We start from the raw sequence: 25,086 nt of genomic DNA on the forward strand, positions 1-25,086 counted from the left end.
GTCAACTCTTTGATCTGTGGCGCCTGACAAATCAGCGCCGCTAACAAAGACACTTGAAGCTTACCCGACTCAGGATATAAGACATGCGCCCCGCAGTAATCAATAAAACTTCATACGTCGATCGTTCTCTTTTCGACAAACAGGAAAGAGCCAACATCACCCAAGCGCTGAATGCTGCCCTTCTACGTTCGCATCCCACTTTGACATTTGAGCAGTACAGCGCGAGCGCGTCTTTACCCGAGACAACCAGGCTTAGCCTGCAGAACCTGTTTTTCCCCTACGTTGCCGGCAGCACGTTCGATGAAGCCTATGAGCCAGCACGTCATGCCTTGCAGAAAATGATTGAAACCGAGCAGTTCTCGCATCTTTGCGAAATTCATGGTTTTCCGGCGAACGCTAGAATCGGTGTCGACGGCGAAGGCAGTATCTTTGGAATATTTGAACACGCCAAACATGAGCTACCCATCGGCGGAAGCGCAGAGACGCTGATGCTGGCCGAGTTTGCGGAAATAACCGGTGGCTATGTTTATTCCGGTTACGACATTGGCATTGAGCAATGGCTTGCCTTTGAAGGTTTGAATCTGCCGCAGACCATTGGCGACATCAAACAATTGATCGCCTATTTGATTTTTGAACTTCCCGCCCCTCCCGACTCCGGCGATTACCACGAGTTACTGAACAGTGAAGCGGATTCACCGTTTCATTTATCGCGCGCCAAACGCGAAATCATCACACAAGTCATTCAGGAAGCGACTGAAGGCAAGAGCACTCTTCTGAAAAAACTGTCCCTCGCCGATTTCAAGCAGATTCCCATCGCCACTAAACGCAAGCACGTGGACGACATTATTACCGACTGTTTGAAGCAGAACTTTGCCAGTGACCTGGGCCGAAAGCTCCATGAGTGCCTCGACTGGCATCTGGAAACGGACGATCAGCACGTGCGCGCCAATCAGCTTCGCGAAATCCTGCAGGCCGCGCTGGTCATCGATCTGGAGGCGCGGACCAACTCGCCCATCCTCGCCGGTTACGACCTGTATCAACCGGCCAATGCAACCCGCCATGCTGCACAAGTGCGTGAAAGCCTCGAGCAGCATCTCGTTAGCGAAGGCTTGATTGAACCAGACTACGCCCTGCTGGCGGCACACCTGTTACTGGCCGGCTCCGCCGCTGAATTTCTGATCGCCGATATACCGCCTGATCTGACCCTGGAAAAACCTGGCTGGGTCGTCATCGCTCAAGCGGTGGCGTTGATCGAGCACGCCTCGCCGGGGTCCTCCCGAATGATGACATATAGCCAAATCAAGGCGTTTGCAGAACTGGCTCCGCTGTCCCCCGAACAAATCGAACTGCACCAGGTAGCTGGATTCACCCCGACGATCAATTGGGCAGTACTCAATGGCGTGATCGACTACCGAGCCCAAAAAGATTACGACAAGCCCACGCTGGTCAAGGCTACCGCGCACTTCGAGCGCTACATGGAGGCCCTCAGCCAATCGGAGACGGGTCTGTCGCGAACGCCCCCCGAGCGCAGAACAATCGCCCTTGAGGCATTAAAGAAGGTGATGCCCGAAGGCAGTTACCTCGAAAAGAAAGGGTTCTCCATCAAATACCTGAGCAGCTTCAAAGACCGCAGCTGGCTCGAGGGACTCAAGGCGGCGCACCCGGCCGGCATTCTCAGCGAGTTCTATGATGCGCTGCTTAGCACAACCGGCAACAGCGAATACGCGATAAACAAACTGCTGCGCCTGCGCTTCTCGATAGTGGATCTCTACCTGTCCGGCGACCTGATCGAAAATGGCAAGTTGACAGACCGATTTCAGCAACAAAGCGATTTCAAGCCACCCGCTGACGCGTTTGCCCGATTGTCTGAACTCGAATTGCCTGGCGTACTGTTCGATCAAGCCTTCGATTGCTATTACAAAGACGTGCGCGAGGGAATGTCTTCGATCATGAAAATGGCGATTTCGAACATGCCCGAGCGCGATAGACAGGCGCTCACCAACGGCTACATGACGCTTTACACCGTCAGAAAGGAAGTCAATCCACTCAATCCACAGGAAGAAACCCAATTCGCTCGTGACGAAGCGAAAGGTCGCTACGGCCTTATTCTGTGCTGTAACAATGACGATGCATTGCGTACTTATGAGTTATTCAGCTTGCGCGGTCTGTGTCGCGAACGCCCCGAATTACTGGTGTTATTGCAAAGCACGCAGATCATCGATGCTCGCCCGACACTCTCCTTCACCGGCAGCCGGTACGACTTCCAGGCAAAGAACAAAGCCGTGGAATGGCCTCTCGATTTCGCGGCTTACAGCGAGGGCAGCGAGCCCCGAGGTGGCGTGACGTCTCGCGTAGTGGTGGAAAAGCTCTGGCACCTGAATCTGGCCGCCACGGACAATCGACCGGTTTCCCTGTTCTTTTCCCGCGAGGTCGATGACATCGCCGAATGCATCCTGACCCACCATCCTGTGGCCAGCCGTGCCGAGCTGTACACCTCACTGAATGTGCAGACGGAGTTGGAGGAATGGCGCACAACCATAGAAACCGTTGAACGCTTGGCGATCAACGTGATCGTGCCGTTCAAACAATGTATTGAAGATATCCGTTCGGGGCGTACTGATCGGGTTTCCGAGGGCATCGGTGGCTGTGTGCTGGATGGCCTGTCGGTCATCGGTTTGTTGATTGGTCTGGGGGCAAGCGCGGCAAGTATCGCCGCCAAGACCGGGTCAACCACACTCAAGGTATTGAAAATCTCCAGGGCCGTGGCTCGTGTAGCGCTGTCGTTGATCAATCCGCTGGATGGCTTGCCGACACTGGCACGCAAAGGTCTGCGGCTCGCGGGCCGTGGCATCGTCTTCGTCGGCGAAAACGCACTGAGTACGGCGCGAACCGCCAATGCCCAGTTGCGCAAACTCGTGCGCGGTGCAAATGCCCCTGAGTTGATCAAGTTCGAACGGCTGACCGATATGCGCCAGGCGACCTGGCGCGGGGCGGACGGTGTGAGCCAGGCCGTCGATATTGCCGTGCTGCAACGCAACAAGCGCTGGCACGCACTCAACCTCAAAGTCGGCGGTGCCTGGGGGCCGCGCCTGAAGTTCCTCAATCTGGGGAATTTCTCGCCGTTGAAACGATTGTTCGCTCGCGCCAGGCCCTTCAGTTACACGCAGGGATATCTGACCAAAGCCATTCCCCACGCGAAAAGCAAACTCGACAACACGATCGGCATGCTCAGCAACATACACGAGGACGATCACCATGTTCGCTCGCTGCTCAAGCATGTCTTTGGCACTGACTCTAACGAAGCAATTGAATACATCACCCACAATTTGCGCGCCATGCGCAAGGATCTCGACTCCGTTGATCTCACCAATATGGTATTCCGCCCGCATGAGCCGGACATCCTCGCGGCACTGCGTGTCGATACCTACAAACACTGGAAAGCCGGCGTGGACGCTGGCGTGAAAGTCGATAAAAACGCAGGTCAGTTTCTCGCGATCTACCCGGACAATCTGGATGAGTTCTATCAAGTGTCCAGGTATGACGATGGCAGCATTGGCGATGTCATCGTCCATGAAATGTCGCACGGCGCTCCGGGAACGCTCGACCTTTACTACGGCGAAGTGCTTGCCGGGGTTACTCCCGCCGAGTTCGATGCCGTCGGGCTGCTTGAATTTGCCAGGGACGCGCACAGGGCCCATCCGGATAATCTGAGCAATCCTCATTTCCGCTTTGCCAAGCGTGAGGAATACATCGAGTTCAAGCGAATCAAGGACGGGCTGCCAAAAGTGGTCCAAGACCATCCCGCATTGTTGAATGCGGAATCCTATGCACTGTCTGTCTCGCTCCTGGACCAGCAAGTGACCGCGCCCGCGGCGTTTCAACTCAACCTCTCGGCCATGGAAAACGCTTTGAAGAACACGGCTCCCGGTGCTTTTATCCAGGGGCCGCTGTTGCTTAATCTCGCCAAACCGATGTGAAGAGAAACAGGGCGCATCCAAGCTTTATGGCTGTGGTTTAATTGCGCCCTTTTTTCTCACCTGCTTTAAAGGATCTGCCCCCATGACCCAACCCGATAACACCAAAGTCCTGGTCATCGGCTACGTCTGGCCCGAGCCGCGCTCTTCCGCGGCCAGTGGTCATGTGATGCAGATCCTCGAAACCTTCCTGCAACAAGGCTGGGACATTACCTTCAGCAGCCCGGCCGGTCCCGGCGAGCACAAGGCGGATCTTGCCGCACTCGGCATTCGTGAGGTGCCGATCGAACTCAACAACAGCAGCTTCGATCAATTCATCAGCGGACTGGCGCCGGACATCGTCTTGTTCGACCAATTCATGATGGAAGAGCAGTTCGGCTGGCGAGTTGAAAAACACTGCCCTCAGGCGCTGCGCGTGCTGGAAACTTCCGACCTGCAAAGTCTGCGGCATGCGCGTCATCAGCGACTCAAGTCTCGCCTGAAGGTCAATCCTGACCAGAATGATTTCAGTGATGTCTTTGCCCCGGCCCTGCGCGACGAGTTCGAACTGATGGCCGAAACCGATCTGGCCAAGCGTGAAATCGCCGCGCTGTATCGTTGCGATCTGAACCTGATGATCTCCGAAGTGGAGATCGAATTGTTGATCGAGCAGTTCGGCTTGCCCCGACAATTGCTGCACTGGTGCCCGCTGATGATCGACCCGCCTGCGGTCGAACCTGCAACATTTGCGGATCGGGCGCACTTTCTGAGTATCGGCAACTTCCGCCACGCACCCAACTGGGATGCCGTGCTGTGGATGAAAACCACGATCTGGCCGCTGATTCGCCAACAGTTGCCCCAGGCACAATTGCACATTTACGGCGCGTATACGCCGCCGAAAGCCACAGCGCTGCATAACGCCCGCGAAGGTTTCCACATCATGAACTGGGCCGAAGATGCATTGCAGGTCATGTCTGCCGCGCGAGTCTGCCTGGCGCCCTTGCGATTTGGTGCCGGTATCAAGGGCAAACTGGTCGACGCCATGCTTTGCGGTACACCCAGTGTCACCACGCCGATTGGCGCCGAGGCCATGCAGGGCGATCACGCGTGGCCCGGTGCAGTCACCAGCAGCGCAGTGGAGTTCGCCAACAGTGCCGTGGCGCTTTACAACGACGAGTCGCGCTGGCAGGACGCTCGTCTGGCGGGATACACGCTGTTGAATGAACGCTACCCACAACCAGTACATGGTCCGGCATTGATTGAAAAACTGCGTTATTGCCAACGGAACTTAGAACACCTCAGATCCAACAACTTCATTGGCAGCATGCTCCGTCATCACTCGCACAAAAGCACCCAGTACATGGCGCAATGGATCGAAGCGAAAAACCGACACACACAACAAACACCGGACATATAAGTAACGCCTTTTACACGACTTGCATTAAAAGCAAACTTGGCCGAACACCCGGCACCCGTTATAAACATCCTGCGCGCGCAATTCCGACAACTTTCGTTTTCAATTGCAGGATGTACAACATGAACAATCTTGATAATTTCCAACCTTATCAATGGATGGCGGATTCGCCGCAAATCGACAACTTGTCGCTTTTCGAACTTAGTTTGCCGGGTGCCCATAACGCTGGCTGCGACTGGGAAGCGGGTTATGCACTGATACCCGGTAAAAACTGGCTCGCCTGCCAGGATGTCTCCTTTTATTCACAATTGAATCGCGGTGTTCGAGCACTCGACGCCCGCCTGACTTACGATAACAAAGCGCAAGGACTGGCAAAGTTCCGCTTCCACCACAACGGCTACCTTTCTTCCCGTACGCTTGAAGATCTTGTACGCGACGTCAAAGCTTTTTATGAAAGGAACATCAATGAATTCATCATTCTGGACTTTCATGAATTGGGTAGTGGCAAGGACGCATTCGATCATTCGGAGTTTCAAGCGTTGATACTGCAACACTTGGGCGACCGAATGATCCCGACCCGGAATCTGCACCTGACGCTTGGCCAGCTCAAAGCGATCAGCCCATTGCAGCGCATCATGGTGGCAGCCCCCATGACCTGGGAAACCGAGGACTACCGTATCTATGGAAGAATCCAGCACAAGTGGATCGGAAAGCAGCTTGTCAGTTCTCTCGATCTGCAGGGTTACATCAAAGAAGTATTGAGCACTGCCAACAGCACACTTCGCCCGTGGTCGCTGTCAGCAACCAGTTTTTCGATTGGCGGCCCTCAGCGAATTCTGGATGATCTCGACCACTGGTTTGACCCAGCCAGATCGGATTGGGCCAAAAAGTGCAACATCATCAATTTCGACTTTATTAAAAACTCGAACATTGTACGTTTTTGCCAGATGGCCAATCTGGAAAAAGCCATCGAGAAGTCCAGAGGCAGCGTCCGCGAGCAGACCGCTTGAGTGAAGCTGGCGCAAGTCCCGAGAAACGAGGCATGATCGGCAGGCGATAACAAAAAAAGTAGCTCGCCATGACCCGAACCGCCCGCGTGACCGACCCTTCATACGAGTTGATGGATGACCACAACGGGTTGTCCATCATCTACCGCCAGCACGGTTTTCCGTGCCCGCTGGTGCGCTGGCATTTCCACAAGGAATATGAACTGCACCTGATTGTCGCCAGCTCGGGCAAGGTGTTTATCGGTGACTACATTGGCAACTTCTATCCCGAAACCCTGTTCCTCACTGGCCCCAATTTGCCGCACAACTGGATCAGCCAGGTGGCCGAGGACGAGGTCGTTGAAAAGCGCGACATGCTGGTCAACTTCACCGACGAGTTGTTCGAGAGTGGCCACCAGGTGTTTGCCGAACTGAAGACCCTGGCGCCCCTGCTGGAACGTGCGCAGTACGGCATCGAGTTTCGCTGCAAACGTACCATCCGCCAGGCCATGACGCTGATGCAGCGCATCGCCGACAGCAAGGGCATCACCCGCCTCGGGCACTTCTTTATCCTGATGGAATTGCTCGCGGCCAGCGATGATTTCCAGCTGTTGTCCGGCGCCACCACCCCGCAACTGGCCGATGAGCACAATATCGATCGTACCAACCGGGCCGTCGACTATATTTTCAGCCACTACGCCCGCGATATCTCGCTGGAGGAAGTCGCCGCGCATCTGGGCATGACGCCGACCTATTTCAGCCGAGTGTTCAAACAGGCCACCGGGCGCAATTTCATCGAGTTCGTCAATCGCTTGCGTATCAGCAAGTCCTGCGAGCTGCTGGCCGATGGCGACAAACCGGTGACCGAGGTGTGTTTCGAATCGGGGTTCAACAACATTTCCAACTTCAATCGGCGCTTTCAGCAGCTCAAGGGCATGACGCCGTCGCACTATCGGCGGCTTGCGGTGCAGCGCCTGACTGAACAAAACCATCTCTGACAACGCAACTCCCCTGTAGGAGTGAGCCTGCTCGCGATAGCGGTGTGACAGCGTGCAGATATGTTGGCTGACACTCCGCTATCGCGAGCGGGCTCACTCCTACAAGTTGCGATGCCACTCCGGAAACCTGTACGCATCCGACAGCACCTCTGCGCTGAAAAGCCCTTCCCTGCATTCGCCCCACAAAAGCCCAGTGCAAAAAAGTATCGATCAAAGTGTTAGGGATGATTTGTCAGCCCTGCGATTGAAGGCTGTAATCAGCGCACATTCTTCCTGCACAGGAAGACACAAAAACAATAACTGTCCTTCTGTAACCCTACGGGTGCAGAAAAGGAGTGCACGATGCAACCGACTGCAAAAGCTCTGCTTGCCCTCACCTGCATGACCCTCAGCAGCGTCAGCCTTGGCGCCCAGACCCTGACCATCGCCACCGTCAACAACAGCGACATGATCCGCATGCAAAAACTCTCGAAAACCTTCGAGACCGAGCATCCGGACATCAAGCTCAATTGGGTCGTGCTCGAAGAAAACGTCCTGCGCCAACGCCTGACCACCGACATCGCCACCCAGGGCGGCCAGTTCGACGTGTTGACCATCGGCATGTACGAAGCCGCACTGTGGGGCGCCAAAGGCTGGCTGGAACCGATGAAGGATCTGCCGGCCAGTTACGCCCTCGACGATGTGTTCCCATCGGTGCGTGAAGGCTTGTCAGTCAAGGGTTCGCTGTACGCCCTGCCGTTCTACGCGGAAAGCTCGATCACCTATTACCGCACCGACCTGTTCAAGGATGCCGGCCTGACCATGCCCGAGCGTCCGACCTGGGAGCAGATCGCCGGTTTCGCCGAAAAACTCACCCACAAAGACAAAGAGCAGTACGGCATCTGCCTGCGCGGCAAGGCCGGTTGGGGCGAGAACATGGCGCTGATCACGACGGTTGCCAACGCCTACGGCGCGCGCTGGTTCGATGAGCAGTGGAAGCCTGAATTCAGCGGCCCTGAGTGGAAAAACGCGCTGAATTTCTACGTCGACACCATGAAGAAATCCGGCCCGCCGGGTGCCTCCAGCAACGGTTTCAACGAAAACCTCGCGCTGTTCAACAGCGGCAAATGCGCGATCTGGGTCGATGCCAGCGTCGCCGGCTCGTTCGTCACCGACAAGACCCAGAGCAAGGTTGCTGATCACGTCGGCTTCACTTTCGCCCCGCATCAAGTGACCGACAAAGGCTCGGCCTGGTTGTATTCATGGGCGCTGGCAATCCCGACCAGTTCCAAAGCCAAAGACGCCGCCAAAGAATTCAGCGCTTGGGCGACGTCAAAAGAGTACGGCGAACTGGTGGCCAAGACTGACGGCATCGCCAACGTACCGCCCGGCACCCGCGCTTCGACCTACAGCGACGCCTATATGAGCGCCGCACCGTTCGCCAAGGTCACGCTGGAATCGTTGAAAGCGGCTGACCCGGGCAAACCGACGCTGAAACCGGTGCCGTACATCGGTATTCAACTGGTGACCATTCCTGAGTTCCAGGCGGTGGGCACCCAGGTCGGCAAGCTGTTCTCGGCGGCGCTGATCGGCCAGACCACGGTGGATCAAGCCCTGACTGCCGCGCAGCAAACCACTGAACGCGAGATGAAGCGCGCCGGTTATCCCAAGTAACCGCCTCTAAACCTGTGGGAGCTGGCTTGCCAGCGATGAGGCCGGCACATTCGACATTGCTGTCGGCTGACCTATTGCTATCGCTGGCAAGCCAGCTCCCACAGGGTCCGCGCCGATGTCAGGAATGTTGTCTTTCCTGAACATGTTTCTGCACCCAATTGGTTGTGATCACCATGAATACTTCAACTGCCAAAGCCCACATCGACCTGTCGCAGCCTGCGCGCAAAGTCCGCGTACGCAATCCCGGCTGGTTTCTGGTCAGCCCTTCGGTGGCCCTGTTGCTGCTGTGGATGATCGTGCCGCTGGGCATGACCATCTACTTCTCGATGATCCGCTACAACCTGCTCTACCCCGGTGAAAACCAGTTCGTCGGGTTGGAGAACTTCACATACTTCCTGACGGATTCGGGTTTCATGCCCGGTGCGACCAACACCTTGCTGCTGGTCGGCAGCGTGTTGTTGATCAGCGTGGTGCTCGGCGTACTCATCAGTGCGTTGCTTGAAGCGAGTGAGTTCCTCGGTCGCGGCATCGTGCGGGTCATGCTGATCTCGCCGTTCTTCATCATGCCCACGGTCGGTGCGCTGATCTGGAAGAACCTGATTTTCCATCCGGTCTCGGGGATCCTCGCTTACCTCTGGAAGTTGTTCGGCGCGCAACCGGTGGACTGGCTCGCCCACTACCCGCTGCTGTCGATCATCATCATTGTTTCGTGGCAATGGCTGCCCTTCGCGATCCTGATCCTAATGACCGCCATGCAGTCCCTCGACCAGGAACAGAAAGAGGCCGCGCGTCTCGACGGCGCCGGGCCGATCGCAATCTTCTGGCACCTGACCCTGCCGCATCTGGCACGGCCGATTGCCGTGGTGGTGATGATCGAAACGATCTTCCTGCTGTCGGTGTTCGCCGAGATTTTCACCACCACCAACGGTGGCCCCGGCTACGCCTCGACCAACCTCGCCTACCTGATCTACAACCAGGCGCTGGTGCAGTTCGACGTCGGCATGGCCTCGGCGGGCGGCTTGATTGCCGTGGTCATCGCCAACATCGCCGCGATCATTCTGGTGCGGATGATCGGCAAAAACCTGACTGACAAAGCCTGAGGCCTGCCATGACTCTTCAACAATCCCGCCGGCTGCAAAGCCTGCTGCTCGGCACCCTGGCCTGGGCCATCGCGATCGTGATTTTCTTCCCGATCTTCTGGATGCTGATGACCAGTTTCAAAACCGAAATCGACGCGTTCGCCACGCCGCCGCAGTTCATCTTCACGCCGACGCTGGAGAACTACCTGCACATCAATGAGCGCAGCGATTACTTCAGTTTCGCCTGGAACTCGGTGGTGATTTCCTTCAGTGCCACGGCCCTGTGCCTGTTGATCGCGGTGCCGGCAGCGTACTCGATGGCCTTCTACGAAACCCAGCGCACCAAAGGCACGTTGCTGTGGATGCTCTCGACCAAAATGCTGCCGCCGGTGGGCGTGCTGATGCCGATCTACCTGCTGGCGAAGAGTTTCGGCCTGCTCGATACGCGCATCGCGCTGATCGTGATCTACACGCTGATCAACCTGCCGATCGTGGTCTGGATGGTTTACACCTACTTCAAGGACATCCCCAAAGACATCCTCGAAGCCGCCCGTCTCGACGGCGCCACGCTGTGGCAGGAAATGGTCCGCGTGCTGTTGCCGATTGCCAAGGGCGGCCTTGCCTCGACCGTGCTGCTGTCGCTGATTCTGTGCTGGAACGAGGCGTTCTGGTCGCTGAACCTGACCTCGTCGAAAGCCGCGCCACTGACCGCGTTGATCGCCTCGTATTCGAGCCCGGAAGGCTTGTTCTGGGCCAAGTTGTCGGCGGTGTCGACCCTGGCGTGTGCGCCGATTCTGATCTTCGGCTGGATCAGCCAGAAACAACTGGTGCGCGGCCTCTCGTTCGGCGCCGTGAAATGAAGATTGAAAAGCAAAAGATCGCAGCCTTCGGCAGCTCCTACATGGAATGTCGTATCGGCATAAATCTCCTGTAGGAGCTGCCACAGGCTGCGATCTTTTGATCTTAAAAAAACAACAATGTGGAGGCCCATCCTCATGGCCAACCTGAAAATCAAGAATCTGCAAAAAGGCTTCGAAGGTTTCTCCATCATCAAAGGCATTGACCTGGAAGTGAACGACAAGGAATTCGTGGTCTTCGTCGGCCCGTCGGGCTGCGGCAAATCCACCCTGCTGCGGCTGATCGCGGGTCTGGAAGAAGTCAGCGACGGCACCATCGAACTCGATGGCCGCGACATCACCGAAGTCAGCCCGGCCAAGCGCGATCTGGCGATGGTGTTCCAGACCTACGCGCTGTACCCGCACATGACCGTGAAAAAGAACATGTCCTTCGCCCTCGATCTGGCCGGCGTACCGAAAGCCGAAGTCGAGAAGAAGGTCGGCGAAGCGGCGCGCATTCTCGAACTCGGGCCGATGCTTGAGCGCAAGCCGAAACAGCTCTCCGGCGGCCAGCGCCAGCGTGTTGCGATCGGCCGCGCCATTGTGCGCAATCCGAAAATCTTCCTGTTCGATGAACCGCTGTCCAACCTCGACGCCGCGCTGCGCGTGCAGATGCGTCTGGAACTGCTGCGCCTGCACAAAGACCTGCAAGCGACGATGATCTACGTGACCCACGATCAGGTCGAAGCGATGACAATGGCCGACAAAGTCGTGGTGCTCAATGGCGGCAAGATCGAACAGGTCGGCTCGCCGCTGGACCTGTATCACAACCCGGCAAATCTCTTCGTTGCCGGTTTCCTCGGCACGCCGAAAATGGGCTTCCTCAAAGGCAAGATCGCCCGCGTCGACGGCCAGAGCTGCGAAGTCTCGCTGGACGCCGGCACGCGCATCACCCTGCCCTTCAATGCTGCCAACCTCAGTGTCGGCAGCGCCGTGACCCTCGGCATTCGCCCGGAACATCTGGAACTGGCGCAACCCGGTGATTGCAGCCTGCAAGTCACCGCCGACGTCAGCGAACGTCTGGGCAGCGACACTTTCTGCCACGTCACCACCAACGCCGGCGAAGCCCTGACCATGCGCGTGCGCGGTGATCTGGCCAGCCGTTACGGCGAACAACTGAGCCTGCACCTCGACCCGGCGCACTGCCATTTATTCGATGCCGAAGGTATCGCGTTGACCCGTCCGCTGCGCGCTGCGGCCTGATTTCGAGAACTCCCGATGAAACTCAACCAACAGAACCTCCATCGTCTGGCCGCCGAAGTGCAACTGCCGGCCTACAACCTTAGCGACACGCGCCAAGGCATCGCCCACATTGGCGTCGGCGGCTTTCACCGCGCGCATCAGGCGTTTTACACCGATGCCTTGATGAACACCGGCGAAGCCCTCGACTGGGCCATTTGTGGCGTCGGCCTGCGCGCCGAAGACCGCCGTGCTCGCGATGACCTCAAGGAGCAGGATTACCTGTTCACCCTGTTCGAACTCGGTGACAGCGACGACACCGAAGTGCGCGTGATCGGCGCGATTCGCGACATGCTACTGGCCGAGGACGGCGCTCAGGCGTTGATCGACAAACTCGCCGACCCACAAATTCGCATCGTCTCGCTGACCATCACCGAGGGCGGTTACTGCATCGACGACAGCAACGGCGAGTTCATGGCGCACCTGCCGCAAATTCAGCATGATCTGGCCCACCCAGAAGACCCGAAAACCGTGTTCGGTTTCTTGTGTGCGGCCCTGGAAAAACGTCGGGCGGCGGGCATTCCGGCGTTTACCGTGATGTCCTGCGATAACCTGCCGCACAACGGCGCCGTGACGCGCAAGGCGCTGCTGGCGTTTGCCACCCTGCGTAACAGCAATCTGTGCAGCTGGATCGACGCCAACGTCAGTTTCCCCAACGCCATGGTCGACCGCATCACGCCAATGACCAGCACCGCGCATCGCCTGCAACTGGCGGACAAACACGACGTCGACGATGCCTGGCCGGTGGTCTGCGAGCCGTTTGTTCAATGGGTGCTGGAAGACAAATTCGGCAACGGTCGCCCGGCCTGGGAGAAGGTCGGCGTGCAGTTCACCGACGATGTTTCGCCGTATGAAGAGATGAAGATCAAACTGCTCAACGGCAGCCACCTCGCGCTGACGTATCTGGGCTTTTTGAAGGGTTACCGGTTTGTGCACGAGACCATGAACGATCCACTTTTTGTACGTTACATGCGCGCCTACATGGATCTGGACGTGACCCCGCAACTGGCGCCGGTGCCAGGTATTGATCTGACGGATTACAAAAATACGCTGGTGGCACGCTTCTCCAATCAGGCGATTGCCGATCAGCTTGAGCGGGTGTGTTCGGACGGCTCGTCGAAGTTTCCCAAGTTCACCATTCCTACCATCAACCGGTTGATTGCCGATGGGCAGGAGACCAAGCGTGCGGCGTTGGTGGTGGCGGCGTGGGCGTTGTATTTGAAGGGTGTGGATGAGAATGGTGATACCTATTCAATCCCGGATCCGCGCGCGGCGTTTTGTCAGGCGTTGGTGGCGGACGATGCTTTAATTACGCAGCGGTTGTTGGCGGTCGAGGAGATTTTCGGCACGGCGATACCGCGTTCGGCGGAGTTTGTCGCGGCGTTCGAGTGGTGCTGCAACAGCTTGCGCGAAGAGGGTGTGACGCGGACTTTGCAGCGGATTCTGGATTGAAAAGCCCCTCACCCTAGCCCTCTCCCCGAGGGAGAGGGTTAGGGTGACCGAGTGGTTTGTGCAAGTTACATCGACCTGAACGTCCGGAGTCGAACTCAGGTATTGAACAGCACCTGATTGAGAGAACCGCAGTCGAACTCAGGTTTTGAACAGCCCCGGTTTGAGAGAACCGGAGTCGAACTCAGGTTTTGAACAGCCCCCCGATCAGCTCCCTTCCCCCCTCGCCCCTTTGGGGGAGAGGGTTGGGGTGAGGGGGTAAGCTCTTGATCTTCACCACACCCGAGTGGTTCACACATGACAACACAACAACTGTTCCTAGGCATCGACTGCGGCACACAAGGCACCAAAGCCATCATCCTTGACGCCGCCAGCGGTCAAGTCATCGGCCAGGGCGCCGCCGCCCACACAATGATCAGCGGCGCCAACGGCCGCCGCGAACAAGACACCCAGCAATGGCTCGAAGCCTTCGCCCTCGCCACTCGCCGCGCATTGTTGGCGGCGAATGTCGATGGCCAGTCGATCCTCGGCATCGGCGTCTCCGGCCAGCAGCACGGTCTGGTCCTGCTCGATGATCAAGGTGAAGTGCTGCGCCCCGCCAAGCTCTGGTGCGACACCGAAACCAGCGCCGAAAACGACCGTCTGCTCACTCATCTGGGCGGTGAAAAAGGCTCACTGGAACGCCTCGGTGTGGTTATCGCGCCAGGCTACACGGTGTCGAAGCTACTCTGGACCAAAGAACAGCACCCCGTGGTGTTCTCACGCATCGCGCGTATTCTGCTGCCCCACGACTACCTGAATTTCTGGCTGACCGGTCGCGCCTGCAGCGAATACGGCGATGCCTCGGGCACTGGCTATTTCAACGTGCGCACCCGCCAATGGGACTTGCAACTGCTGCGCGACATCGACGCCAGCGGACGCCTGCAAGCTGCACTGCCTGAGCTGATAGACGCGCATCAATCTGTCGGCACCATCCTCCCGGCGATTGCCGAACACCTCGGCATCAACCCCAATGCGCTGGTCTCCAGCGGTGGCGGCGACAACATGATGGGCGCCATCGGCACTGGCAATATCCAGCCCGGCGCGATCACCATGAGCCTCGGCTCTTCCGGCACGGTTTACGCCTATTCCGAAGTACCAAAAGTCAGCCCGGACGCTTCGGTCGCGACGTTCTGTTCGTCCAGCGGCGGTTGGTTGCCGCTGATCTGCACCATGAACCTGACCAATGCTACTGGCGCGATTCGCGAGCTGTTCAACCTCGATCTGCCACAGTTCAACGACCTCGTCGCGCAAGCCCCCATCGGCGCCGACGGCGTGAGCTTGCTGCCGTTCCTCAACGGCGAGCGCGTTCCCGCCCTGCCCCACGCCACCGGCAGCCTGCACGGCTTGACGCTGGATAACCTGACCCAGGCCAACCTGTGCCGCGCCGCTGTCGAAGGCACCACTTTCGGTTTGCGTTACGGGCTGGATTTGCTCCGCCACAATGGTTTACAAAGCCGCAGCATTTGCCTGATCGGCGGCGGTTCGAAAAGCGCGGTTTGGCGGCAGATCGTTGCCGACATCATGAACACCCCGGTGATCTGCACCGAACAAAGCGAAGCCGCGGCACTTGGCGCAGCGATTCAAGCGGCGTGGTGCAAATCCTGGTCGAATGGCCACGAAGACAGCCTCGCCGACCTGTGCCAGCGCTGCGTGAAACTCGATTCAAGCAGCGAAACCCTGCCGATTGCCGCCAACGTTGCGGCGTTTCAGCAGGCCTATGAACGCTATCAACAGCATGTCGCAACCCTATAAAGAGCAAACAATTATGTATTTGGTGTGTGGCGAAGCCCTGTTTGATTTTTTCAGTGAAGACGACGCCAGCGGTCTGGCCTCGAAAGTCAATTTCAAGGCGATTGCCGGCGGCTCGCCGTTCAACGTCGCCGTGGGTTTGCGCCGTCTGGGCGTGGACTCGGCCTTGTTTGGCGGGCTGTCCACTGACTACCTCGGCCGCCGCTTGCAGCAAGTGCTGCAGGATGAAGGTGTGTGCCCGGACTATCTGGTGGATTTCGCCGCGCCGACCACGCTGGCCATGGTCGCCGTCGGTGCCAATGGCTCGCCGCACTACAGCTTTCGCGGTGAAGGCTGCGCGGACCGGCAGTTGAGTCTGGTGCATCTGCCGGCGCTGGGTCCTGAGGTGCGCGGCTTGCACATTGGCTCGTTCTCGCTGGTGGTGCAGCCGATTGGCGACACCTTGCTGACGCTGGTACAGCGCGAGAGCGGCAAACGCCTGATCACCCTCGACCCGAACGTACGCCTCAATCCCGAGCCGAACATCGACCTGTGGCGTGAGCGCATCGCGACGCTGGTGCAACTGGCCGATCTGATCAAGGTCAGCGACGAAGACTTGAGCCTGCTCTACCCCGAACAGGATCCGCAACGCGTGATCGAAGGCTGGCTCGAACACCGCTGTCAGATTGTCTTCCTCACCCGTGGCGGCGACGGCGCCAGTGTGTTCAGCCGCCAGCATGGCAACTGGTCGGTGCCGGCGGCCTCGGTGAAAATCGCCGACACCGTTGGCGCGGGTGACACCTTCCAGGCCGCGCTGATCACCTGGCTGACCGAGCACGGTCTGGATTCGGTCGAAGGCGTGCAGCAACTCGCCCGCGAGCAGATCGACGCCATGCTCAAGTTCGCCGTACAAGCCGCCGCGCTGACCTGCAGCAAGACCGGCCCGGATCTGCCCTATCGTCACCAATTGAGTTGAACGCGTAGACTGTCGGCCTTTTTGCGCACGACGGGATAACGGCTTTTGAATTACAGGCAGACGCTTGGACTACTGACACTGGCAACGCTACTGAGCGGGTGCGGCACCTCGCCGCCCCGTTCGCCGGAAGATATCTGCGAGATTTTCCGCGAGAAAAGCGACTGGTACGACGCGGCGCAAGTCACGCAAAAACGCTGGGGCGTGCCGATTCAGGTGCCCTTCGCGATCATGTATCAGGAATCCGGCTACCGCTACGACGCCAAGACTCCGCGCAAATACTTGCTCTGGGTGATCCCGTGGGGCCGTGTGTCCACCGCATCGGGCTATGCGCAAGCCAAAGATGAAGTCTGGGCCGACTATCAGAAAAGCACCGGTCGCAGCGGAGCCGATCGCGAAGACTTCGACGACGCCATCGACTTTGTCGGCTGGTACATGGACAAGACCTATTCGATCAACGGCGTCTACAAGTACGACGCCTATAACCAGTACCTCAACTACCACGAAGGCTGGGGCGGCTTCCGCAACAAGACTTACGCCAGCAAAGCGTGGCTGATGCCGACGGCGCGCAAAGTGCAGACTCGTTCGGATGTTTATGCGCGGCAATATGCCGGGTGCAAAGAGGATTTGAATCGCGGATTCTGGAGCCGGTTCTGGCATTGGTTGTAACAGCTTCGGGATCCCGTGTAGGAGCTGCCGAAGGCTGCGATCTTTTGATCTTGTTTTTAACGATCAACGTCAAAAGATCGCAGCCTGCGGCAGCTCCTACAGTGGGGGCCCTTACAGGACGGAGAAGCTATAACTCACAATCAACCGGGTCTCATCCACATCCCGGGCAAACTTCTCATAATTGGTGCGATACGTAGCATTCCTCAAACGCAGACTCACATCCTTGAACGTGCCCGTCTGAATCACATACTTCAACTCGCTGTCGCGTTCCCACTCCTTGCCTTCCTGATCACTGCCCAACACCTTGATGTGGTCACCGTTCACATAACGGGTCAGGAAGCTCAAACCATTAATGCCAATGGCCTTGAAGTCATAGTCATAACGCAACTGCCACGAACGTTCCTGCGCGGCGGCGAAGTCGTTGACCTGCACGTAGTTGACCAGATACGGATTGCTGCCATCGAGGTACGGCATCGAGTTGTCGCCGTTCATACGCTGCCAACCGGCGCTGAACGTATGGCCGCTGTGCGCATACGACAACATGCCGCTCAACGCACGGTTATCAATGGAACCGGCCTTGGCATCACCGCTGTCGGCACTCTTCAGCACCCGCAGATCTGCTTTAAGTACACCGCCAGCTAACGGTTGATTACCCAACAGCCCGACAAAGTGCTGACGATAGATGTCTTCCAGTTCGGCGTAGTGATACTGCGCGGTCAGGCGATCGTTGATCTTGTAGTCGAAGCCGTACATGTCGAAATGATCGGCGGTGGTGTTGCACGCGTAGCGCTTGTTCTTGCAGTGCACGCGGATGTCTTGCGAATCGGTGGAATCACGCGCGGTGTACTTGTCCAGACGCGCGGCCATGAAGGTCAGGTCTTTCAGCTCTTTAGAAGTGAGCATGGCGCCATTGAACATGGTCGGCAGCAAACGGCCGTCGTTGTATTTCAGCAACGGCAGATCCGGCAGTAGCGCGCCGTACTTCAGCACGGTGTCCGAGACTTTGACCTTGGCGGTCAGGCCCATTTTCGCGTACTGGCCTTTCGAGCCGCGCGGATCGTTGCCACTGGAAGGCAGCAAGCCGCTGTTGCTGCGGTTCGGGCTGGAATCGAGTTGAAAGCCAAGCATGCCCAGCGCATCGATACCAAAACCCACCGTACCTTCGGTGTAGCCCGATTGCAGGTTGAGAATAAAGCCCTGTGCCGACTCTTCACGCTTGGAGGCGCCCTGAGCGTTCGAGGTGCTCCCATCACGGAAATCGCGGTTGAAGTACACCGTGCGCGATTCGATTTTCGCCGTGGTGTCTTCAAAGAATCCGCTGGCCTGAACCTGTGCGGTAAAACCTGCGCACAGCACAAAGGCTCCGAAGCCAAACGACTGGCGCGGGGTGATGAGGGGAAATGGGGGACGCATGAAAAACTCCAACAATGCAGCGTTTGCGCAAGCGCGCAACAAGCCAGAAAAATAGCTCCCGTCCCGGGTCAGATTGACCGGGAGAAAGTGAACACGCAGGGGTGAACGGCAATGATGGCAGATGGCTTTGACGTGCTACAGGCGACTTTAGTCTGAATCTGACTGAGGATTCTTCAACCCGGGATCGTGGGAAAAGTTGCCGGCGATCAACGCCAATTCGCACTAAACACCCGTTTTCATTGGGCCAAACACCCCATCTAAGGGTTTTCCCTATACCGCAAACCTGCCAGACCTACGGCTTTTGTGCCTTGAACGAGGCTGCTTAATCCTCCATCATCCGTCACCTGCTTATTCAACGGACGGAATTCAAGGCATGCTGGACGCCAACGCAACCCACATCACCCTCACGCTTGAAGGCGCCAACGCCGACCTGCAAGTCCTCAGCTTCACCGGTCGCGAAGCCCTCAACCAACCGTTCCGTTTCGACCTCGAACTCGTCAGCGCCCGCCCCGACCTCAAACTCGAAGAGCTGTTGCACAAGCCCGGCGTCCTGACCTTCGGCCCGACCGGCGAAGGCAAGATCCACGGTCTGGTTTATCGCATCGAGCAAGGCGACTCCGGCAAGACCCTGACCCGTTACAGCCTCAGCCTGGTGCCACAACTGGCCTACCTGCGGCACAACCACGATCAGCAGATCTTCCAGCAACTGACCGTGCCGAAGATCATCGCTCAGGTGCTGGAAGATCGCGGCATCCTCGCCGACGCCTACAGTTTCCAGCTCGGCGCCGAATACCCGCAACGCGAATACTGCGTGCAGTACGACGAATCCGACCTGCACTTCATCCAGCGCCTGTGCGAAGAAGAAGGCATTCACTTCCACTTCCAGCACAGCAGCAGCGGCCACAAACTGGTGTTCGGCGACGACCAGACCGTGTTCCGCAAGCTGAAACCGGTGAGCTACCAGCAAGACTCCGGCATGGCCGCCGACAAACCGGTGATCAAACGCTTCAACCTGCGCCTGGAAACCCGCACCACCCGCGTCAGCCGCCGCGACTACGACTTCGAAAAACCAAAGATCCTCCCCGAAGGCGCGGTCAAAACCGAGTTCGCCCCGGACCTCGAGGACTACGACTACCCCGGCCGCTTCACTACTCGCGAGCGCGGCAAGTTCCTCTCCACCCGCGCGCTCGAACGCCATCGCAGCGACTACAAACTCGCCGAAGGCAAAGGTGACGAACCAACCCTCACCAGCGGCCATTTCCTCACGCTGGCCGAACACCCGCGCGCCGAATGGAACGACCTGTGGCTACTGCTGGAAGTCTTCCACGAAGGCAAACAACCGCAAGTCCTCGGCGAAAACGTCACCAGCGACGTCACCGACAACAAAAGCGATTTCCACCAGGGCTACCGCAACAGCTTCCTCGCCACCCCGTGGGACGCGCACTACCGCCCTGCCCTTGAACACCCGAAACCGAAAGTCCTCGGCAGCCAGACCGCGGTCGTAACCGGCCCGGCAGGAGAAGAGATTCACTGCGACCAATACGGCCGCATCAAGGTGCAATTCCACTGGGACCGCGACGGCCAGTCCAACGACAAAACCACCTGCTGGATGCGCGTCGCCAGCGGCTGGGCCGGCGCGGCGTATGGCGGCATCGCCATCCCGCGCATCGGCATGGAGGTCCTCGTCACCTTCCTCGAAGGCGATCCCGACCAGCCGCTGGTCACCGGTTGCCTGTACCACAAGGAAAACGTCGTCCCCTACGACCTGCCGGCAAACAAAACCCGCAGCACCTTCAAGACCCTGAGCTCACCGGGCGGCAAGGGCTACAACGAATTCCGTATCGAAGACAAAAAAGGCGTCGAGCAGATCTACATCCATGCTCAACGCGATTGGGATGAGAACATTGAGCACGATCAGAAGATTCGCGTCGGCAACGAACGACATGACACCGTTGAAGCCAACACGCTGAGCGAGTTCAAGGTTGAAGAGCACCGAATTACGCATCTGGATCGCATCAGCGAGATGCGTGCGGATGATCACCTGACCGTGGGTGTCACCCAGCACCTGAAGGTCGGGACTGCGCAGTTTGTCGAGGCCGGGTCAGAAATCCATTACTACGCCGGCCAGAAAGTGGTGGTCGAAGGTGCGATGGAACTCACGGCCAAGGCTGGCGGGAGTTTCGTCAAGGTTGACGCGGGTGGCGTGACCATCAGCGGTGCCGAAGTGAAGGTCAACACTGGCGGCTCGCCTGGGGTCGGGACGCCTGCGGCACCATTGCTGCCGGGACCGATGAAAGTGGCGGATGCGGATAAGGCCGGAAAAGTACTCATCCCGCTTCCAAAGCGTCTGAACGAGTCAGGTATCACGCCGTTGTGCGGAAAACAAAGCAACGGCGCCTGCAGCCGTAAGGATTGCACATGCATGTAAAAGCGCTGACCGCCCTCCTCGAAGCGCCACGCCATGGGTTCGAGGAATTGCCGAGAGAAAGCTCCGACCTGACCCTGTGTTTCATCATTGATCGCGTCCGTCAGCCGGAAGCCATGAGCCGCCTGTACCGTGTCGGCGAGCCCGTAGACACCCAAGGTCTGTTTCTCAACACCGACTTCGCTGAAATTGCCGCTGACGGTCCTCTCTGGCTGGTCGCCCCGTGGGGCAGTCGACTCGCAGCCGAAGCGGCAAAGCTCTGCGAAGAAAATTTCTCCGGCATTGCCCTCTCCACAACAGATCCAGCCAAGGCACTGGCACATGCCCGCTGGCTCCTGCGTGCCAACGATGGCTCAGGTGGCCAAAGCCTGTTGAGCTATCACAAGCCAAGCCTGTGGGCCGCGCTGGCCTACACCGCTGGTGAAAGTTCGCATCAACTTTTCGGCCCTTGGCAACACGTTTACAGCCCGGCACCGGTCCACTTCGGGCGTAATCGCGGTCGCTGGCTCAGCTGGCGCCCCGTTTCGGAACTTGAATGGCTGGGCGACGTCTCAGCGTTCAACCTGCCGCCAACAGCGCCAAAGGTTCAGGAGCATCTGGGTTGGGTTTATTGGGCAGACGAGCAATACGCTGCCTACGGTGAACCCACCGACGAACAACTGCCCAACCTCGTGGAAAACCTGAACGTGCTGGTTGCCCACAACATTTACGAAGGTCGTCATTTACTGAAACTGGGCCAAATCACCAACGGCCCGCTGCTCGAAATGCAGCCTCAGGCAATGGCCATCCTGCAATCCAGGGAAGAGTCGTTCATCAAAGTGCAGCAGTTGCAGCAACTCGCTATCAGCGCTGCTTGATGACCCCCGTCCGTAAAGAATGAATGGAAGCGAAATGGAACAGAACACCAGCGCAACAACTAACACCGAGTCGGCACCTGCTACACCAGTAGTTGCAGACGAGACTTGTGCAAAACCACCTCGGGATATCGGTGAACAACCCGAAGCGCCGGAAGATACACCAGGCGATCACGACAAAGTGAAAACGCCCTGCTCCACCGTTTATGGCAGCGCCATTTACGACACTGAGAATGAATCATTCTGGTTGCTGCCGGAGCGAACCAATTCGGCACTGAAAGAAGCTTCCAGCGATCTGGAACAAAAAGTTAGCTCTACCAAGTCACCCGAAGAGCGCAAAAAAGGGCTCTACGAATCCGGTCTCTTGGAGTATTTCCTCGAACCCAAGCTGGCAAACTTTCTTGAGGGTGAAGAGAAATCCCGGATGCTGGAGATCGAAACTCAACATCCCAACATAAGTAATCTGGACGCGGCCCTGCTTGAATCGCAACAGAGCAGGAAAGCCGCAGCACCAGAAGCAGAAGCAGAAGCACCTGCAACGCCTCTCACGCGCCTCGAACAGGATCAGATCAAAAGAAACGAATTGATGTCCGCCCGTGAAGACGCTACTCGCGTGCACGGCATGCACAGTGAATGGAAAAAGCTCAAGCGTACGGCCATTGCCGCCGCGACGGAAAAAGGCTACGCGTACGAAAGCGGCAGTCTTTATGCGCCGAAAGCCATAGCCGCTCGTGAAGCCGTTCAAAAATATCTGAAAGCACGAGAAGCGCTGTTAGAAGACAAGGATCTAACCACGTTAACATCGGCAGAACTCGCCCCGATGCTCGCTCAGGACAAAAAGCGGATAGATGACATCGCGATGTGCGGCACCAATAATCAGTTGATGCTGTGTACTTATGTGCGTGACCAGGAAATCAAACGCAAGGAAAGGAAAGCGACTTATAACGCTTATCTGGATGCCATCACCGATGTTGCTCAGTACGGAATTGCCTTGCCCGAGTTCGCACTGATCCCCGAAGGGGGAGCAGTCGAGGGTGGCGTCGACTTGTTCAAGCAGTATCTGGCACTAGAGAAAGAGCAAAAAGAGGTCAATGAACGCCTCAGTACCAAATACAAAAGCTGGATCGAGGCAAGTGGACGACAAGCCAAGGCGCCCACCAACCTTGTCACCAATGAGCGCACCGCCTGGGATCGGCTGCAAGCATCAAAAGAAACACTACGGCTCCAGGCTGAAAACAATGTGGAAACGGCGACTGTTCGCCGTCATCTGTTGTGGGAGCCAGAACAATTTCAGGCAAGACCTGAAGAGCGTTTGATCAAGAACGGCTTCCCGCTGGCCGAGATGAGCATGGCGGACAGCCTGAAAAAACCTCTGACCTATCTCAGCATGTATTCGCTGCCACGAATCAAACAGACCGTTAAAGATGACTGGAAGAAAGTTGGCGCCAAGGTCAAAGATCTGGCGAAGCGTCCGGGCAATAGTGATGGAAAAGCAACGACCGACACTGAGCTGAGCTTGTTCGGACAGTGGCTGAAAGACGAAGGCGCTTTGAGGATCAAGGATCAGGAAAGCGATTGGTTCTCCTCCGAAGGCTGGTTCGAGATCGAAAAATTCAACGCCTATCTTGAAAGCAAAAAGTACAAGGTTACGGCGCTGGAGAGCGCTGGAACGCGTAAAGAATGGGGAGACCGGTTGCAGCAAGTGTTGTTCAAGGACAACGTTCGCAAGACCTTCCGCATTTTCGACATCACTCCGCAGGCACAGTTGGTTCGTTGCCTGATGCCTTCCACCACGAAGATCATCCATTCGTCGACAAAAGTAGAGGGGCCTGATTGGACATTGGCCGAAGGATTCCAGGCCTCGGCGAAGGCGACCTTTGCCGTTGACCTTGCCAGGGGTGAAGTCGAACTCTTCAAAGTCGACTTGCCAGACCGCGCCAGCGCTAAAGATATCGTTATCACCTACCGAAACGCCGAAGACATACAGCAGAAGATGAACCTCGGACGTTTTTCGCTCTATCTAGGCGCGAAGGCTTGGGGCTACGCCGGAGCATCGTTGCTGCTTTCTTCGGAAATTGCATTGGATGTCAGCAACGCTGGCTTCCATTTAGCGCCTCCGGAACCAGTCGTTCGCAACCCCGATAAGCGCAGCTACGCGAGAACTGAAAAAAGTGGCCAAATTAAAAGAGCTCCTGAAACGCTACAGATACAGGATGGCGCAAAAGCCGCATTCAATCTGTTCGCAGGCCTGCAAACCGGGATCATGGTCACCGGAGCGCTAAACTGGGCTCCCCCCTCCGAAGTAGCCTTGCTAACCAAAGCGCCCGTTGCCGGCAAAGCTGCCGGAATGAAGGCCAGCGAATGGTTTAGCCTTGCGCGTTTGACCGTGGAACTCAATGCCGCAGCCGGTCTCGGTGCGAGGGCTGAAGCCAGTATTTCCTTGCACGAGGGGCGTCTGGTTCTGGTGCTCAAGGCCGCATTGATAGCCGGCCCCGGCGTAGGAGGCTCCTTCAAGTTCGAAGTGGGGTACGACGCCGTCACTGAGTTGCTTAACATGTTCCGTAGAGAACTGTACAAAAACAATCAAAACCCGATTTTTGTCATTGAAGATGAGACGTACGCTTACTTATCCAAAATGAATTCGCTTGCTATCTCCGGCTTCGATGTAGGGATGATTTATCTCATGGGGGTAGATGCAGTGATGAGCCTTTATGAAAGCTTGACCTCCACTGGAAAAGGAGGACTGATCGCAGACACGATTATGTTTTATGACCAACAAGCAGAAATCGAGGAGTGGTGTGTCAACGCGATCCCAGGAGCACTTGGCCCTCTGCTCATGACGTTAATTAGTCCGCCAGAAGGATTCACTATCAACGCGTCATCCCCTTCGAACCCATCAAATAAAGAAGAACGAAAATACAGCGCCGATGAGGCTCATCTAATCCAACAAAGAGCGATCGAAAGAATATTAGCGTGGATAGTAAATAACGCTCAAAAGCAAAACTGTCTGGACAAAGCGCAGAGCCAATTCGTAGAGATCTGCATGAGCATGAACAAGTTCGGCTTGAAACCGAAGAACGCAGATCAAAAATACTGTGAAAGCCGCTTGGATCTTGATAATTTCATGAATGAAGCAGTGTTGCGCCTCGTGGAAATTGATGGTGACCGAATGCGCGAACGATACTCATCCCACGTCAAGTTACTAGGTGCAAAACGAGACAGCTTCTGTCAGCGAACTCAGTATTACGGGCGTACCTATATCCCCTCCGGCAAAGCCACCTATGTTGGCACTCCAAAAACAACCATTTAGCTCGG

General features: G+C 57.1%; 16 protein-coding genes. 15 read left to right on the forward strand and 1 reads right to left on the reverse strand.

The features are described 5' to 3' along the window. Positions 1-83: 83 nt before the first annotated feature. The 12 genes from ACM6JQ_RS25385 (at position 84) to ACM6JQ_RS25440 (ending at position 17,079) form a co-directional block, all read left to right on the forward strand. Complete coding sequence (locus ACM6JQ_RS25385) at positions 84-3,977, forward strand: hypothetical protein (protein WP_414894866.1); 3,894 nt, start codon at positions 84-86, stop codon at positions 3,975-3,977. 82 nt (positions 3,978-4,059) lie between these two features. Then, positions 4,060-5,370 carry a glycosyltransferase gene (locus ACM6JQ_RS25390; protein WP_007914960.1) on the forward strand — a complete coding sequence of 437 codons (1,311 nt, stop codon included), beginning with the start codon at positions 4,060-4,062 and terminating at the stop codon, positions 5,368-5,370. Between the two features lie 119 nt (positions 5,371-5,489). Beyond that, on the forward strand, positions 5,490-6,377 hold the full coding sequence (locus ACM6JQ_RS25395) for a hypothetical protein (RefSeq protein ID WP_007914963.1): 888 nt from the start codon (positions 5,490-5,492) through the stop codon (positions 6,375-6,377). A 68-nt stretch (positions 6,378-6,445) separates the two neighbouring features. Further along, a complete protein-coding gene (locus ACM6JQ_RS25400) occupies positions 6,446-7,351 on the forward strand; it encodes an AraC family transcriptional regulator (protein ID WP_007914965.1) in 906 nt (301 codons plus the stop codon). 342 nt (positions 7,352-7,693) lie between these two features. Continuing rightward, the gene (locus ACM6JQ_RS25405; protein ID WP_414894867.1) at positions 7,694-9,004 is read left to right on the forward strand and encodes an ABC transporter substrate-binding protein; all 1,311 of its coding nucleotides are present in this window, start codon (positions 7,694-7,696) and stop codon (positions 9,002-9,004) included. 173 nt (positions 9,005-9,177) lie between these two features. Then, positions 9,178-10,104, forward strand: coding sequence for a carbohydrate ABC transporter permease (locus ACM6JQ_RS25410; protein ID WP_007914969.1), 927 nt, complete (start codon positions 9,178-9,180; stop codon positions 10,102-10,104). A gap of 8 nt (positions 10,105-10,112) precedes the next feature. Continuing rightward, positions 10,113-10,943 carry a carbohydrate ABC transporter permease gene (locus ACM6JQ_RS25415; RefSeq protein ID WP_007914972.1) on the forward strand — a complete coding sequence of 277 codons (831 nt, stop codon included), beginning with the start codon at positions 10,113-10,115 and terminating at the stop codon, positions 10,941-10,943. 135 nt (positions 10,944-11,078) lie between these two features. Continuing rightward, the gene (locus tag ACM6JQ_RS25420; protein ID WP_007949744.1) at positions 11,079-12,182 is read left to right on the forward strand and encodes an ABC transporter ATP-binding protein; all 1,104 of its coding nucleotides are present in this window, start codon (positions 11,079-11,081) and stop codon (positions 12,180-12,182) included. Positions 12,183-12,197: 15 nt separating this feature from the next. Next, entirely contained in the window at positions 12,198-13,670 is a 1,473-nt protein-coding gene (locus ACM6JQ_RS25425) for a mannitol dehydrogenase family protein (protein ID WP_414894868.1), read from the forward strand. Between the two features lie 294 nt (positions 13,671-13,964). After that, positions 13,965-15,461 (forward strand): xylulokinase, encoded by a 1,497-nt coding sequence (gene xylB / locus ACM6JQ_RS25430; protein WP_414894869.1) that lies wholly within the window; start codon positions 13,965-13,967, stop codon positions 15,459-15,461. A 13-nt stretch (positions 15,462-15,474) separates the two neighbouring features. Further along, positions 15,475-16,413 carry a carbohydrate kinase family protein gene (locus ACM6JQ_RS25435; protein ID WP_414894870.1) on the forward strand — a complete coding sequence of 313 codons (939 nt, stop codon included), beginning with the start codon at positions 15,475-15,477 and terminating at the stop codon, positions 16,411-16,413. 45 nt (positions 16,414-16,458) lie between these two features. Beyond that, positions 16,459-17,079 (forward strand): hypothetical protein, encoded by a 621-nt coding sequence (locus tag ACM6JQ_RS25440; RefSeq protein WP_095113307.1) that lies wholly within the window; start codon positions 16,459-16,461, stop codon positions 17,077-17,079. 111 nt (positions 17,080-17,190) lie between these two features. Here ACM6JQ_RS25440 and ACM6JQ_RS25445 read toward each other — a convergent pair whose 3' ends face one another. Then, complete coding sequence (locus ACM6JQ_RS25445; RefSeq protein ID WP_007912132.1) at positions 17,191-18,492, reverse strand: OprD family porin; 1,302 nt, start codon at positions 18,490-18,492, stop codon at positions 17,191-17,193. Between the two features lie 373 nt (positions 18,493-18,865). Between ACM6JQ_RS25445 and ACM6JQ_RS25450 the strand changes: the two genes are divergently transcribed. The 3 genes from ACM6JQ_RS25450 to ACM6JQ_RS25460 are packed head-to-tail and all read left to right on the forward strand — an operon-like array spanning position 18,866 to position 25,081. Next, a complete protein-coding gene (locus ACM6JQ_RS25450) occupies positions 18,866-20,920 on the forward strand; it encodes a type VI secretion system tip protein VgrG (RefSeq protein ID WP_414894871.1) in 2,055 nt (684 codons plus the stop codon). Further along, positions 20,911-21,774: a DUF4123 domain-containing protein gene (locus tag ACM6JQ_RS25455; RefSeq protein WP_007912135.1), complete on the forward strand. Its 864-nt coding sequence runs from the start codon at positions 20,911-20,913 to the stop codon at positions 21,772-21,774. The genes ACM6JQ_RS25450 and ACM6JQ_RS25455 overlap by 10 nt, the downstream gene beginning before the upstream one ends. 34 nt (positions 21,775-21,808) lie before the next feature. After that, positions 21,809-25,081 carry a hypothetical protein gene (locus ACM6JQ_RS25460; RefSeq protein WP_007912137.1) on the forward strand — a complete coding sequence of 1,091 codons (3,273 nt, stop codon included), beginning with the start codon at positions 21,809-21,811 and terminating at the stop codon, positions 25,079-25,081. Positions 25,082-25,086: the final 5 nt, after the last annotated feature.

Source organism: Pseudomonas sp. IT-232MI5, assembly GCF_949767845.1.
GTDB lineage: Bacteria > Pseudomonadota > Gammaproteobacteria > Pseudomonadales > Pseudomonadaceae > Aquipseudomonas.

What these genes read in the sequence shown, in the direction of transcription:
- ACM6JQ_RS25395 (WP_007914963.1), top strand. Translation starts at nt 5,490, where the DNA reads ATGAACAATCTTGATAATTTCCAACCTTATCAATGGATGGCGGATTCG.
- ACM6JQ_RS25460 (WP_007912137.1), top strand. Translation starts at nt 21,809, where the DNA reads ATGGAACAGAACACCAGCGCAACAACTAACACCGAGTCGGCACCTGCT.
- ACM6JQ_RS25450 (WP_414894871.1), top strand. Translation starts at nt 18,866, where the DNA reads ATGCTGGACGCCAACGCAACCCACATCACCCTCACGCTTGAAGGCGCC.
- ACM6JQ_RS25435 (WP_414894870.1), top strand. Translation starts at nt 15,475, where the DNA reads ATGTATTTGGTGTGTGGCGAAGCCCTGTTTGATTTTTTCAGTGAAGAC.
- ACM6JQ_RS25390 (WP_007914960.1), top strand. Translation starts at nt 4,060, where the DNA reads ATGACCCAACCCGATAACACCAAAGTCCTGGTCATCGGCTACGTCTGG.
- xylB (WP_414894869.1), top strand. Translation starts at nt 13,965, where the DNA reads ATGACAACACAACAACTGTTCCTAGGCATCGACTGCGGCACACAAGGC.
- ACM6JQ_RS25455 (WP_007912135.1), top strand. Translation starts at nt 20,911, where the DNA reads ATGCATGTAAAAGCGCTGACCGCCCTCCTCGAAGCGCCACGCCATGGG.
- ACM6JQ_RS25385 (WP_414894866.1), top strand. Translation starts at nt 84, where the DNA reads ATGCGCCCCGCAGTAATCAATAAAACTTCATACGTCGATCGTTCTCTT.
- ACM6JQ_RS25425 (WP_414894868.1), top strand. Translation starts at nt 12,198, where the DNA reads ATGAAACTCAACCAACAGAACCTCCATCGTCTGGCCGCCGAAGTGCAA.
- ACM6JQ_RS25415 (WP_007914972.1), top strand. Translation starts at nt 10,113, where the DNA reads ATGACTCTTCAACAATCCCGCCGGCTGCAAAGCCTGCTGCTCGGCACC.
- ACM6JQ_RS25410 (WP_007914969.1), top strand. Translation starts at nt 9,178, where the DNA reads ATGAATACTTCAACTGCCAAAGCCCACATCGACCTGTCGCAGCCTGCG.
- ACM6JQ_RS25420 (WP_007949744.1), top strand. Translation starts at nt 11,079, where the DNA reads ATGGCCAACCTGAAAATCAAGAATCTGCAAAAAGGCTTCGAAGGTTTC.
- ACM6JQ_RS25405 (WP_414894867.1), top strand. Translation starts at nt 7,694, where the DNA reads ATGCAACCGACTGCAAAAGCTCTGCTTGCCCTCACCTGCATGACCCTC.
- ACM6JQ_RS25445 (WP_007912132.1), bottom strand. Translation starts at nt 18,492, where the DNA reads ATGCGTCCCCCATTTCCCCTCATCACCCCGCGCCAGTCGTTTGGCTTC.
- ACM6JQ_RS25400 (WP_007914965.1), top strand. Translation starts at nt 6,446, where the DNA reads ATGACCCGAACCGCCCGCGTGACCGACCCTTCATACGAGTTGATGGAT.